Origin of the sequence: Paenibacillus woosongensis (assembly GCF_030122845.1) — a bacterium.
In the GTDB taxonomy this organism is placed as follows: Bacteria; Bacillota; Bacilli; order Paenibacillales; family Paenibacillaceae; genus Fontibacillus; species Fontibacillus woosongensis_A.
On record NZ_CP126084.1, the window covers coordinates 4,287,129 to 4,299,917 of the forward strand.

The 12,789-nt window shown below is 51.8% G+C and carries 12 protein-coding genes; 2 read left to right on the top strand and 10 right to left on the bottom strand.

The features are described from left to right. Window positions 1-100: 100 nt before the first annotated feature. The 10 genes from QNH46_RS19625 to QNH46_RS19670 form a co-directional block, all read right to left on the bottom strand. Window positions 101-1,336 carry a Zn-dependent hydrolase gene (locus QNH46_RS19625; protein ID WP_283925712.1) on the bottom strand — a complete coding sequence of 412 codons (1,236 nt, stop codon included), beginning with the start codon at window positions 1,334-1,336 and terminating at the stop codon, window positions 101-103. After that, complete coding sequence (locus QNH46_RS19630; protein ID WP_283925713.1) at window positions 1,323-1,880, bottom strand: L-2-amino-thiazoline-4-carboxylic acid hydrolase; 558 nt, start codon at window positions 1,878-1,880, stop codon at window positions 1,323-1,325. Before QNH46_RS19630 ends, QNH46_RS19625 begins: the two co-directional genes overlap by 14 nt. Window positions 1,881-2,246: 366 nt before the next feature. Then, window positions 2,247-2,954 carry an ABC transporter ATP-binding protein gene (locus QNH46_RS19635; protein ID WP_283928507.1) on the bottom strand — a complete coding sequence of 236 codons (708 nt, stop codon included), beginning with the start codon at window positions 2,952-2,954 and terminating at the stop codon, window positions 2,247-2,249. A 17-nt stretch (window positions 2,955-2,971) separates the two neighbouring features. Then, complete coding sequence (locus QNH46_RS19640; protein WP_213593259.1) at window positions 2,972-3,748, bottom strand: ABC transporter ATP-binding protein; 777 nt, start codon at window positions 3,746-3,748, stop codon at window positions 2,972-2,974. Further along, window positions 3,748-4,713, bottom strand: coding sequence for a branched-chain amino acid ABC transporter permease (locus QNH46_RS19645; protein WP_283925714.1), 966 nt, complete (start codon window positions 4,711-4,713; stop codon window positions 3,748-3,750). The genes QNH46_RS19640 and QNH46_RS19645 overlap by 1 nt, the downstream gene beginning before the upstream one ends. Window positions 4,714-4,722: 9 nt before the next feature. After that, the gene (locus tag QNH46_RS19650) at window positions 4,723-5,595 is read right to left on the bottom strand and encodes a branched-chain amino acid ABC transporter permease (protein ID WP_213593254.1); all 873 of its coding nucleotides are present in this window, start codon (window positions 5,593-5,595) and stop codon (window positions 4,723-4,725) included. Between the two features lie 59 nt (window positions 5,596-5,654). Next, a complete protein-coding gene (locus QNH46_RS19655; RefSeq protein WP_283925715.1) occupies window positions 5,655-6,782 on the bottom strand; it encodes an ABC transporter substrate-binding protein in 1,128 nt (375 codons plus the stop codon). Between the two features lie 657 nt (window positions 6,783-7,439). Continuing rightward, window positions 7,440-8,204, bottom strand: coding sequence for a succinate dehydrogenase iron-sulfur subunit (sdhB, locus tag QNH46_RS19660; RefSeq protein ID WP_283925716.1), 765 nt, complete (start codon window positions 8,202-8,204; stop codon window positions 7,440-7,442). 12 nt (window positions 8,205-8,216) lie between these two features. Beyond that, window positions 8,217-9,962 (bottom strand): succinate dehydrogenase flavoprotein subunit, encoded by a 1,746-nt coding sequence (gene sdhA, locus QNH46_RS19665; RefSeq protein WP_283925717.1) that lies wholly within the window; start codon window positions 9,960-9,962, stop codon window positions 8,217-8,219. A 250-nt stretch (window positions 9,963-10,212) separates the two neighbouring features. Then, window positions 10,213-10,884 carry a succinate dehydrogenase cytochrome b558 subunit gene (locus tag QNH46_RS19670; protein ID WP_283925718.1) on the bottom strand — a complete coding sequence of 224 codons (672 nt, stop codon included), beginning with the start codon at window positions 10,882-10,884 and terminating at the stop codon, window positions 10,213-10,215. A 321-nt stretch (window positions 10,885-11,205) separates the two neighbouring features. On the opposite strand from QNH46_RS19670, the gene QNH46_RS19675 reads away from it, so the two are divergent. Together QNH46_RS19675 and QNH46_RS19680 are read left to right on the top strand one after the other, a co-directional pair. Next, complete coding sequence (locus tag QNH46_RS19675; RefSeq protein WP_283925719.1) at window positions 11,206-12,111, top strand: LysR family transcriptional regulator; 906 nt, start codon at window positions 11,206-11,208, stop codon at window positions 12,109-12,111. A gap of 137 nt (window positions 12,112-12,248) precedes the next feature. Further along, the gene (locus tag QNH46_RS19680) at window positions 12,249-12,773 is read left to right on the top strand and encodes a hypothetical protein (RefSeq protein WP_283925720.1); all 525 of its coding nucleotides are present in this window, start codon (window positions 12,249-12,251) and stop codon (window positions 12,771-12,773) included. The last annotated feature ends 16 nt before the right edge of the window (window positions 12,774-12,789 follow it).

A 12,789-nucleotide genomic window follows, 5' to 3' on the forward strand; every position in this document is an offset into this window, starting at 1 on the left:
TAGACCGTCCTTGATAGGGTGACGGTCTATTTCTGTAACTCATCCAGCCAACCGCTCTTATAGCAGAAGTAGTTCAGAGCCTTCCTAAACTGCTTGAACCTTAGCTTTTGTTCGCCAGCTCCAGCAAAGTATGATACAGCACTTCCGTTCCCGCCGCGCAGTCCTCGGGAGAGCTCCATTCCTCGGGATTATGGCTGATGCCGCCACGGGAACGCACAAAAATCATGCCCAGCGGCCACAGGGAGCTGAACTGCATTCCATCATGACCGGCGCCGCTCACCAATCGCGGCAGATCTGACAATCCAGCGAGCTTGCCGGCCTGAGCTACGGCTTCCTGCACCGCAGGAGAACTGGGAGCCGGAGCGACCCGCTGCAGCAGCTCGATCCGCAGCTCGATCCCCAGCTTCTCGCATACCTGCTGGCTATAAGCGTGTATGCTTGCCTCCAGCCGGTCCCGCTCGGCTTCATCGATGTCCCGCAAATCGAGCGAGAATTGGACCTCGCCCGGTATGACGTTTACTCCGCCCGGCAGAGTCCGGAGCTTCCCTATCGTGGCCACTGCGTTCTCGTATTTTTTCGCTTCCGCGTAAATGTAGTTTAGGATCTCCGCGGCTGCCTGCAGCGGATCTCGCCGCAGATGCATCGGGGTCGCCCCGGCATGGCCTGCCTGACCGATCAGGGTGAACTGCTGCCAAAGCGGACCGGCAATGCCTGTCACGAGGCCTACCGGCTCATCCAGATTCTCCAGCACCCGGCCCTGCTCAATATGCAGTTCTACATAAGCCTGCACTTCGTGCGGCGGCTTTGCTGCTTCCCCTACGCGCTCAGGCGCAAGACCTGCCGAGCGCATCGCTTCGGCAATCGCTATGCCCTGTTCATCCCGCTGCTCCAAGTCCTCCTGCCGCAGCGTCCCAGCCACGGCCCGGCTGCCAATCATCCCGAACCCAAATCTGGAGCCCTCCTCATCCGTAAAAGCGATGACTTCGATCGGGTGGACGTTCCGGATTTCCAGCTCATTCATGCGCTGCAGCGCTTCGATCGCCGAGAGCACGCCGAGCGCCCCATCGAACATCCCGCCATCGGGAACCGTATCGATATGGGACCCTGTCAGGACTACGGAGGCGGCGGGATTCGTCCCTTCCCGGCGGCCGATGATGTTCCCGGCCGCATCCTCGCGTACGGCTAGCTCGGCCTCCTTCATATAAGCGATAACGAGGTCCTTCGCACGGGATTCATCGCGGGTAAAAGAATAGCGGGTGACTCCCCCGCTAGACTGTTTTCCGATTTCCCCCAGCTCCATCAGTCTCGCCCACAGGCGATCTTTATTGATTTCCATTCTCCTCACCCCCAGGCTCCTTCTCCGATGATTTCATCTGGAACCTGAAATGGCAGTGTCCGTCTTTAAGCAAATATTTATCGTGCACGACTTCGAAATTAGGGTTGTAGCCCTTCGCGATGGCCGGGTCGATCATCTGGCAGTAGAGGATGCCGTACTCCTCCATGCCGTCTTTTTTCCACTGATCCCCGAACGCGCATCTCGTGAAGTTCTGCTCGATTTCCACCGGATGATATTCCGTTTCATATTCGAACAGATCGCTGCGTCCCATATCATAATTCGGCAAATAGCTGTGAATATCATTCGGCTGTCCGGCAGCTGCGGCACGGCGGGCAATATCCCGGCCACGCTCCTCGCCAAACGTGCGTACTCCCTCGCGGATCGCGTCCTTCCCTTCTTCTCCGAAACGGTCAACGACCGCTTTGGAGAGATGGGCAAACAATTTCGCCATGATCGTATAAGGTGATACCGGCTCCAGGCTTTCGTCATGATTCAGCTTTTGCTGGGATTCCTCTTGTAGTTTGTCCTGTTTTTCTCGGCTCATCTTCAGACGCCTCCTTGATTAATCTATCTGTGCTGGCTTCAACACTAAAATCATTGCAATATGATCTAACTACAAAAATTGACTATTAAAATGAGTGTAGATTTAGTAACCTATAGTCTCATAGTTGATTTTATATTAGTTGTGTCGAACACAAGCTGGAATTCATGTATCTAATTATTCTCTATACGAATGAGTCAGGGGATTAGATGGATTTCATGCACCTAAAATCAAGAATCCTGCCCATAATTGGCCATTCCCCTTTCTCTAAGGACATGAAATCCATTTAAATTTACTTTTCCTTCTTTATCGCAGAAACTAACTACTATTAATCCATTTAAAAAATTTGAACTCTGTCTATTTTCGCTGCTAGCCGATGCCCAAATAGACGGATTTGACCACGTCGTTATTCCGTAACTCCGCAGCATCGCCTTCCACGACGATGCTGCCCGTTTCCATCACATAGCCGCGATGGGCGGTCGCAAGCGCCATGGTAGCATTCTGCTCCACCAGCAATATGGATACGCCTTCCTCGTTCACCTTGCGGATCGCCGCGAAGATTTCCTTCACGATCAGCGGCGCAAGGCCCATCGAAGGCTCATCCAGCAGCAGCAGCTTCGGCCTGGCCATTAGAGCGCGGGCGATGGCCAACATCTGCTGCTCCCCACCGCTCATCGTCCCGGCGAGCTGCTTCTTGCGCTCCTCCAGCCGGGGAAATAACTCGAACATGCCCTGAATATCTGCGGCAATCCCCGTTTTGTCGTTCCGAACATAGGCGCCGAGCTTTAGATTTTCCAGCACGGTCAAATCGGGGAATACCCCCCGTCCTTCAGGAACCTGTGAGATGCCCCGCTCCACGATCTGATGGGGCTCCAGCTTCGTGATCTCCTGTCCCTCGAAGCGAATCTGTCCCTGAATGCTCTTATTCAGGCCAGAAATGCTGCGCAGTGCCGAAGTTTTCCCCGAGCCGTTCGTCCCGATCAAGGCCACGATTTCTCCTGGCCGAATATGCAGATTCATTTGTTTTACGGCCGCGATTACACCGTAATTTACGCTTAGATCTTTTATTTCCAAAATAGCTTGGCTGCCGCTTGTCAAAGCTCCTCGACCTCCCCGCCCAAATAGGCCTGAATGACATCAGGGTTGTTCTGTATCTCCTCCGCGCTGCCCTCGGCGATCTTCTGACCGTAATTCAGGACCACGATGCGGTCGGAAATATCCATGATCATGCCGATGTCGTGTTCGATCAAAATGATCTCGATGTTGAATTCCTTGGAGAGCTGCCGGATTTTCTTCACGAGCTCGGCTTTTTCCGCTGCGTTCATTCCCGCCGCCGGTTCATCCAGCAGCAGAATCTCGCAGCCCGTAGCCAGCGCCCTTGCAATTTCAAGCAGCCGCTGCTCTCCGTACGGCAGGCTTCCGGCTAAGACGTCCAACTTATGAGCCAGCCCTACGACTTCCAGTTTCTGAGTACATTCCGCAACGATGGCAGCACGCCGCTTAGCCGTAGAACTCCGGGCAAAAATCGATTGCAGCAGGCCTTCCCCGTTGCACTCCGCATGCGCGACAAGCACATTTTCCAGCACCGTCATATTTTTCAGCAATCGTGTATTCTGAAAGGTTCGGGCAATCCCCAGGCCAACCCGCTTGAACGGCTTCAGCTTGTTGATGACCCGGCTCTTGTAAATGATCCTGCCGGAGGTCGGCTGATAGATGCCCGTCAGCAGGTTGAACAGCGTTGTTTTCCCTGCCCCGTTTGGTCCAATGATCGACAGAATCTCGCCCCGGCGTACCGTCATATCCACGTTATTCAATGCAACCAGCCCGCCGAATTTCACCGACACCTTCTCCAGCTCCAGTACGTTCTCCATCACTTGCCCTCACCTTTCCGCACCATGCCGTAGAAATTATACTTGCGGTGCTTCTCTCCCCAGAACCCGGTCGGCTTAAAGATCATCATCAGGACGATCGCGAGTCCAAGCAGCATCATTCTATAGTCGCTCATATACCGCAGCAGTTCAGGAGCGAGTACGAGAATGACCGCGCCGAGCACGGAGCCGGGCAGACTGGCTGATCCTCCCAGGATCACCATCGCCAGTATATTGACCGAATCCAAGTAACGGAAGGCGTCAGGGCTGACGAAGGAAATATAGGAAGCCCAGAACGCTCCGGCGATACCGGCGAAAAACGCTCCTACTGTAAAAGCGAGCAGCTTGTATTTATTCGGACGAATTCCAATCGATTGCGCCAGCGTCTCATCCTCGCGCAGGGTCATTAGGCTGAGGCCTACGCCGGAATGAACGATACGGTGAATGACGAAAAAGGTCAGCAGCGCAAGCGCCAGAATCAAATAATAAAACTCCGTTTTGCCGCTAAAGGTGTAGCCGAACAAAGTCGGCGCAGGAATCCCCGGCAAGCCCATAGGCCCGCGCGTCACATCCACCCAATTGACGAAGATGAGCCGCACGATTTCTCCAAAGCCGAGCGTTACGATCCCGAGATAGTCCCCCCTCAGGCGAATGACCGGAGTTCCCAGCAAAAAGCCGAAAAATCCTGCAATCACAGCGGCGGCAGGCAGTGCGATCCAGAATGAAACTTGAAAATGTATCATGAGCAGGGCTGCGGAGTAAGCGCCAATGCCATAGAAAGCAGCGTGTCCGAGCGCGAACTGTCCGGCATATCCGATAATGACGTTGAGGCTCATTGACAGGATGGAGAAAATCCCGATCATGATCACGATGTGCATCCAGTAATCGTTGACCTGCTGCAGTACCAAAGGCAGAACGATCAATACGGCAGCCGCCGCTCCTACGGCCGTTGTTTTTCTTAAGCTCAAGCTCATCACCTACACTTTGTTGATATCTTTTTTGCCGAGAATGCCGGACGGCCGGATCAGCAGCACAATGATAAGGATCGCGAACGAAATGACACTCTTGTACTGCGTGGAAATATAAGCGCCGCCCAGCGTCTCCACCAGCCCGAGCAATACGCCGCCTAACATCGCTCCGGGAATGCTGCCGATTCCCCCGAGCACCGCCGCCGTAAAGGCGTTGATCCCTGCCATATACCCCATCGTCGGGTATACCGCGTTATAGTAAATACCGACCATGATGCCTGCACAGGCGGCAAGCGCGGAGCCGATCCCGAAGGCCAGGCTGATCATCCGGTTCGTATTGATGCCCATCAAAGCCGCGTTGGTCAGGCTCATGGAGGTCGCCCGCATCGCCGTGCCGGTCTTCGTCTTCGTGACGAACAGATGCAGGCCAAGCATTAGAATAAAAGACAGAATCAGAATTAAAATTTGAATTTCGGAAAACGTAATGCTGCCCAAGGTATAAGTACGGCTGCCAAACGCCGTCGGAAAAGGACGCATTTCCGTCCCCCATAATTTTTGGGCCAAGCTGATCAGAAACGTGGATACCCCCAGCGCGCTGATCAAGGGAACGATCCGGTCTGCCATCCGCAGCGGCCGGTAAGCAAGCCGCTCAATCAGGATTCCGATCCCGGAGGTCACGACCGCAGACAGCAGAAATGCGAGATATAACGGCAAATCCAGTTCTTTCATGAAAAAAAGCCCCAGGAAACTGCCCATCATGAAAATATCGCCGTGCGCGAAGTTCACGATTTTTAGGATGCCGTAGACCATCGTATAGCCGAGCGCAATCAGGGCGTAAATCATCCCGATCGTCAATCCGTTGGTTAGTTGTTGAAGGAGCATAGTAACATCCTTTCAAAGCCAGGGAGCAGGAATGAAATTCAATCCTGCTCCAGAAGCGCTTATTTATAAAGTTCGAACTTTCCGCCTTGCACCGTCAGTTTGGAAGGAATCGTCTCGACGTCACCGTTCTCGTCAAAGCTCAGCACGCCGGTCGCTCCTTTGTAATCCTTCAAGGTTTCCAGGTAGGTCTTGATACTCTCTCTGTCTGCGCCCTTCTCCTTGATCGCCTCGATGACCACCGAAGTAGCGACATAGGAATAAGCTGCATAGGTATCCGGCTGGCTGCTGTACGCCGCTTCATAATCCGCGGCAAACTTCGTTGCCTCCTCATTGTCTCCGCCCGGGAAGAAGAAGCCGATCAGCTTGAAGCCTTCCACGGATTCCCCGCCAAGCTCAAGCAGAGCTTCGGAATACAGGCTGTCAACACCGATAAAATCAACGCTCAAATTGAACTTCTTCGCCTGCTGCGAGATGAGAGCCGCCTCGTTATAGAATCCGCCGATAAAGATAGCCTCTGGCTGCTTGTCCTTAATCTTCGTCAGGATGGTGCTGAAATCCTTTTCGCCAGGGTTATAGGCTTCTGCCGCCACAACCTCGATATTGTTGGCTGGAGCAGATTTTTGATAAACGTCCAGTAGTCCGAGGCCAAAGTCAGATTGTTCATAAATTAAAGCAACCTTGCTGTATCCAAGCTCCTTGGACCAGCTTGCCAAATAGTCGGCTTGGAACGCATCCGTCGTAATTACCCGGAAGGTGTATTCACCCGCATTCGTTACGCCAGGCGCACTGGAGGACGGGGAAATTTCAACAATTTTGTTTTTGTTGTATACAGGTGCCGTTGCCAGCGTAGCCGAGCTGTTGAAGTGGCCAACGACAGCCAGGATGCTCTTGTCCGATACGAATTTGTTCGCTACGTTGACAGCCTCGTTGGAATCGCCTTTATCGTCCTGAACGACGATCTCCACCTTCTTGCCATCGATTCCGCCTGCGTCGTTGATTTGGGCTGCGGCCAGTTCAGCGCCATTCTTGAAGGCCTGTCCATATTGAGCCTGCGTTCCGGAAATCGGTGCCGCAAGGCCAATCCGAATGGTATCGCTCTTAGCCGGCGATCCGTCGTTTGCGGCGCAACCGCCCAACAGACCGACAAGCAATCCTGCCAATATAACTACCAAAAAAGACCTCTTCATATTGATCCCCCTCAAATACTAAAATTAATCCTATAAGTTAAGTATGGATTTAATTATAGGGCATTTTTTCGAAAAAGCAACACTTATTTTTGTATTGTCGAATCGGTTTTGATAATGTCAAAATCAGGTTGAGTTTGATGAGGACAGTATTCTTTCGACGAATTCGCTCCATTCAGGTAAACTAACTGCATGTTTTGCATTTAACGCATGGTTTTTGTATAAAACCGCCTAACTAGATGTATAAAATACATTCCGATTTTAAATTACCTTATTATATTCAGGGCTGAAGGGTCGCCACCAACACTCTAACCATTCTAATAAATAAGCCACCATCCAACACCATCCCAACAATAAAGTGCTAACAAGAACTGACTTATTTACACGGCCCCTTAACTTGATTTGAACCGGAGTCTTATAAAACATATATTGCATCATTTCACAGCATTATTGCGAAAGATCTTTTTAGTAAGCAGAGTATATGACATGGAAGGGACTAAGCATCTGGTTATTGCTGCCTTATCATAGCATTATTCTATCATTCACCAGCAGCCTATCGTCCTCCTCCCCAAAAAAAGAAGCCAGCTTTCTCCCAAAATAAATGGGGAAAAGCTGGCTTCTCTAGATTCTGTTAATTTCGGATGCAAGACCGGTTCGCCGTTACACGCCTAGCCAAGACTTGAACATATGCTTGGTCGTCGCCTTGTTCATTTCGGCGATCGATGTCGTGAGCGGGATGCCTTTCGGGCAGGCGCGCACGCAGTTCTGCGAGTTGCCGCAGCCCTCGATTCCGCCGTCGCCCATCAGCGCCTCCAGACGCTCTTCCGCGTTCATTTCGCCCGTTGGATGAGCATTGAACAGCCTTACCTGGGAGATCGCTGCCGGACCGATAAAATCGGTCTTCTCGTTCACGTTCGGGCAGGCCTCCAGGCAGACGCCACAGGTCATGCACTTGGACAGCTCGTATGCCCATTGGCGTTTCTTCTCCGCCATGCGCGGCCCTGGACCCAAATCATACGTTCCGTCAATTGGAATCCAAGCTTTGACGCGCTTCAGCGCATTAAACATGCGGCTGCGGTCGATGACCAAGTCCCGGACAACCGGGAACGTCTTCATCGGCTCCAGCCGGATCGGCTGCTCCAAATTATCAATCAATGCAGCGCAAGCCTGACGCGGCTTACCGTTAATTACCATCGAACAAGCACCGCATACTTCCTCCAAACAGTTGGAATCCCAACATACTGGAGCCGTGTCCTTGCCGTCTAGATTTACCGGGTTGCGCTGAATTTCCATCAGGGCGCTGATCACGTTCATGCCCGGACGATAGTTCAGCTCGAACTCTTCCGTATAGGGAGCCGAATCCGGCTTGTCTTGGCGCGTTATAATGAACTTCACCTTTTTGGCTGTTGTTTCCGCAGTAGCCATGACATTCCCCTCCTATTTATCCTTCGAATAGTCGCGAATCCGCGGCGTAATCAGCGATACATCCACTTCTTCATATGAGATTTGCGGTCCTTCCGGCGTCCATTTTGCCTTCGTCGTCTTCAGGAACTCTTCATCGTTACGATCCGGGAATTCCGGTTTGTAGTGAGCCCCGCGGCTCTCGTTGCGCAGCAATGCGCCCAGCGTCATCGCTTCCGCGAGCTCCAGCATGTTCCAGAGCTGACGGGTAAAAGCGGCACCGGCGTTATTCCAGCGGGACGTATCGTTAATGTTGATCTTTTGATAGCGCTGCTTCAGTTCCTTGATTTTGCCAATCGTCGCTTCGAGCTTATCGTTATGGCGCACAACCGTCATATTGTCGGTCATCCACTCGCCGAGCTCTTTATGGATAACATAAGCATTCTCTGTGCCGTCCATCGCCAGCAAAGCCTCAAACTTGCTCTCTTGCTCCTTGCGATTCTTCTCAAAGATCGCCGGGCTAAGATCTTCCGCCGATTTCTTCAGGCCGCGGATGTATTCGACCGCCTTCGGTCCGGCCACCATGCCGCCGTAAATCGCCGAGACGAGCGAGTTCGCTCCCAGGCGGTTCGCTCCGTGATACTGATACTCACATTCTCCAGCCGCGAAGAGGCCTGGAATATTCGTCATTTGGTTGTAATCAACCCACATGCCGCCCATAGAATAATGGACTGCCGGGAATATTTTCATCGGAATTTTACGAGGGTCATCGCCCATGAACTTCTCGTAAATCTCGATGATGCCGCCGAGCTTAATATCGAGCTCCTTCGGATCCTTGTGAGACAAATCGAGATATACCATGTTCTCGCCGTTAATGCCCAGCTTCTGCTCTACGCAGACATTGAATATTTCCCGGGTAGCGATATCGCGAGGCACCAGGTTGCCGTACGCCGGATATTTCTCCTCGAGGAAATACCAGGGCTTGCCGTCCTTGTAAGTCCAAATCCGTCCGCCCTCGCCGCGAGCCGATTCCGACATCAAGCGCAGCTTGTCGTCGCCTGGAATCGCCGTCGGGTGAATTTGAATGAACTCCCCGTTCGCGTAGTACACACCTTGCTGGTACACGGCACTAGCCGCAGTACCTGTATTGATTACCGAGTTCGTCGTTTTTCCGAAAATAATCCCCGGGCCGCCCGTCGCCAAAATCACAGCATCGGAAGCAAAGGTAACGACCTCCATCGAGCGAAGGTTCTGCGCCACGATCCCGCGGCATACGCCTTCGTCGTCCAGCACCGCGGACGTGAACTCCCAGCTCTCATACTTCGTCACAAGGCCTGCTGCTTCATAGCGGCGCACCTGCTCATCGAGCGCGTACAGCAGCTGCTGGCCTGTCGTCGCTCCGGCAAACGCCGTGCGGTGATGCTTCGTTCCCCCGAAACGGCGGAAATCCAGCAAGCCCTCCGGCGTACGGTTAAACATAACCCCCATCCGGTCCATCAGATGGATGATGCCTGGAGCCGCTTCGCACATCGCTTTAACCGGCGGCTGATTCGCCAGGAAGTCTCCGCCGTATACGGTATCGTCGAAATGTTCCCATGGGGAGTCGCCTTCGCCCTTCGTGTTAACGGCGCCGTTAATTCCGCCCTGCGCGCAGACGGAGTGCGAACGCTTGACCGGAACAAGGGAGAACAAATGCACCTGAATCCCGGCCTCCGCCGCTTTGATCGTAGCCATGAGCCCCGCCAGCCCGCCGCCTACGACGATAATGCTTTGTTTAGCCATATATGTTTCAACTCCTAAAAGTTTTGTTGAGCTATATTTCTTGGAATTACTTCGTAACAAAACTGCTTCGAAAGCATTTGCTTAGTTTTGTTGAGCGTTACTTCTTGGAATTACTCCGTAACAAAACTTGCTTCGTAAGCATTTGCTTAGTTTTGTTGAGCGTTACTTCTTGGAATTACTCCGTAACAAAACTGCTTCGAAAGCATTTGCTTAGTTTTGTTCGGCATTACTATCATTTAATTTATCGATCCTAGCCGACAAACGACTTCAGCGTCTGCAGCAAAGCCGTCCCTTCCGCAGCAAATTCTACGTTGCGGAATGCAAACAACGACCAGATAAACATCACGGACACGATCACAAACAGCCCCATGAAAATGTTCGAAGAAACGCGCTGCGCACGCGGGCCGACCGTAATTCCCCAGCTAACAAGGAAAGACCACATGCCGTTGGCAAAGTGGAACGAGGCCGCGATCACGCTGATAAAGTAAACAATAAAGAAAATCGGCTGCGTAACGATTCCGTGCATCACTGCACCAAGCTCCTCGTGCGTCACGTTACCCAATGCGACTTGTACCCGAGTCTCCCAAACGTGCCAGATTACAAACGCAAATACAATAACCCCGCTAATCCGCTGGAGCAAATAGCGAAGGTTCCGTTCATTGCGGAATCTGCCGTTGTTCGGCTTCGCCTGAAATGCGATATACATGCCGTATACGCCGTGGTACAGCAGCGGCAGCCAAATAAATAACGCTTCGATAACAATAACAAGCGGCAGACTGTTCAGTAATGCCACGGCATCCATGAATCCCTGCCTTCCGCCTTCAACGGCTGAAAAGTTCGTAATCATGTGTTCCAGAATAAAAAATCCTAGCGGAATGACACCCAGGAGCGAGTGCAGCTTTCTGGAATAAAACCCTTTCATAAGTGCGTGTTCCCCTTTCTCGTTTCCATCGTTCCCTATTCAATAACATCGTTCGACACCGGCCGTCAGGAAAGTACTATGACATATTCCACATCAAAACGGCCATATTCGCATGTGATTTTAATAACATGTGAACATCTTGTGTCACTTTTAATGTTACTCCTTTTTATCTTATAATGGAATTGCAATATACGTATTAATCGTTATAACATTTATGCATATCCATTTACAAGCATATAGTTTCTATGAATAGGTGATCAAGTTAAGAACTCGTTCTTTTTCAATATAACTATACGTCTAACAATCGGAGGGATGTAACCTATGATGGAAGATTTACTCGTCTTCACTACGGTTGTCGAGCAGTCCAGCTTAAACAAAGCCTCAAAGCTGCTGAATTTGTCGCAGCCGGCCCTGTCGCGCAAAATAGCCAAGCTCGAGGAGGAATGGGGCGTCGCGCTATTCGAGCGGAAAGGAAAGCGGCTTGAGCTGACCCGCGTCGGCCAGGAGGCTTATATCTACGCCATGGAGCAGCGCCAGCGCCATCAGCATTTCCTGCAATCGGTCTCCCGCTTTAAAACGGCTGAACGCAGGGTCATCACGCTCGGAGCGAGCCTGACAACGATTCAGACGACTCTCCCTTCGCTCGTGACCGCACTGATGAACAAGTTGCCGGACATCGAAGTGAAGCTTGTTACTGGCAAAACCCATGAAATCGTCTCTTATGTCCGTGACAAAAGAATTGATCTCGGCGTCGTCGCTTCGTCGATTTCCGAGCAGGGCTTGAAATGCATCCCCCTGTTTCAGGATCATCTGGAGCTGGTCGTCCCGCGGAATCATGCCCTGGCCGGGGGAAAGCCGGCCGCCATGGAGGATTTAAACGGCCTGCCTATGATCATTTTCTCCAAAGGGACATGGTACCGGAAGCTGATTGATGACCTGTTCGGACGCTACGGCATCATACCGGATGTGCGCATGGAAATCGATTCCTTCGAAGCCATTGTGCGTCTCCTCCCGACATGCCGGGCCGCTGCGCTGCTGCCGCAATCGTATCTGAGGCCCCAGCTGCTGAAAGACAATGAACTGGTGGCTCTGCCGATGAAAGAGCTGGAGCAAACGCGTCGTGAGACCTGTCTCATTTATGGCAGCAGCTCGGAGCTGACTCAAGAGACCAAAGAGTGGATTAATGATATCAAGGGCAGCTTGATCCATGCCCTGGAGCTGGAGTGATTTTACGTATTCTTCTAACGTTTGCCTTGATTACGATGATTCACGAGGGTGGAAATGGGGTATTACAACGAGTTGAGCCCTTCCTTGAGAATACATTTCATCCGCAAAGAACCAGTTAAGTTCGGAGGTGTCCATCCATGAGAACGTTTCGTACCCAGCTCACCTTCCATTGGCATAATCACCGCAAGCGGCTGTTATGGTTTGGAGCTATCGTCCTATTCCTTGATTTTTGGCTGATTGCCGGATACGGCATATATGAGCCCGATTATGCAATCGCATTGGTGATGAATAATAATTTTGCCGCAATTTCAATTTTCATCCTCCTAACCGCTTATGTTACTGCCGCCAGCTCTTTCCCGCTGCTCATGGGCTTGGGCTGGACGCGCAAGCAATACTATTGGAGCAGCCTGATCTATTTCGCTGCCTTCAGCATAGCGGTATCCCTTGCGCAGACGCTCCTTATCGCGGCGCTCAGGCAACTGCTCCCACTGATCACCTTCGATCCGGGCATTGCCGTCATTTCATATGGCATGCTATGGTATTCGCAGACTGCAGTCTTCTTCCTTCTGGCCATGGTGTTTTTTCTGACGAGTACCTTGATGTACCGGTTCGGTTTGTTCTGGGGCGTCGGATTAATCGTTGTTTATATTCTGAGTCTATAAGAGCCAAATATAAAGG

Excerpts from the sequence above, each read along its gene's own strand:
- QNH46_RS19625 (WP_283925712.1), bottom strand. The coding sequence starts at position 1,336 with ATGGAAATCAATAAAGATCGCCTGTGGGCGAGACTGATGGAGCTGGGG.
- QNH46_RS19630 (WP_283925713.1), bottom strand. The coding sequence starts at position 1,880 with ATGAGCCGAGAAAAACAGGACAAACTACAAGAGGAATCCCAGCAAAAG.
- QNH46_RS19640 (WP_213593259.1), bottom strand. The coding sequence starts at position 3,748 with ATGGAGAACGTACTGGAGCTGGAGAAGGTGTCGGTGAAATTCGGCGGG.
- QNH46_RS19650 (WP_213593254.1), bottom strand. The coding sequence starts at position 5,595 with ATGCTCCTTCAACAACTAACCAACGGATTGACGATCGGGATGATTTAC.
- QNH46_RS19655 (WP_283925715.1), bottom strand. The coding sequence starts at position 6,782 with ATGAAGAGGTCTTTTTTGGTAGTTATATTGGCAGGATTGCTTGTCGGT.
- sdhB (WP_283925716.1), bottom strand. The coding sequence starts at position 8,204 with ATGGCTACTGCGGAAACAACAGCCAAAAAGGTGAAGTTCATTATAACG.
- sdhA (WP_283925717.1), bottom strand. The coding sequence starts at position 9,962 with ATGGCTAAACAAAGCATTATCGTCGTAGGCGGCGGGCTGGCGGGGCTC.
- QNH46_RS19670 (WP_283925718.1), bottom strand. The coding sequence starts at position 10,884 with ATGAAAGGGTTTTATTCCAGAAAGCTGCACTCGCTCCTGGGTGTCATT.
- QNH46_RS19675 (WP_283925719.1), top strand. The coding sequence starts at position 11,206 with ATGATGGAAGATTTACTCGTCTTCACTACGGTTGTCGAGCAGTCCAGC.
- QNH46_RS19680 (WP_283925720.1), top strand. The coding sequence starts at position 12,249 with ATGAGAACGTTTCGTACCCAGCTCACCTTCCATTGGCATAATCACCGC.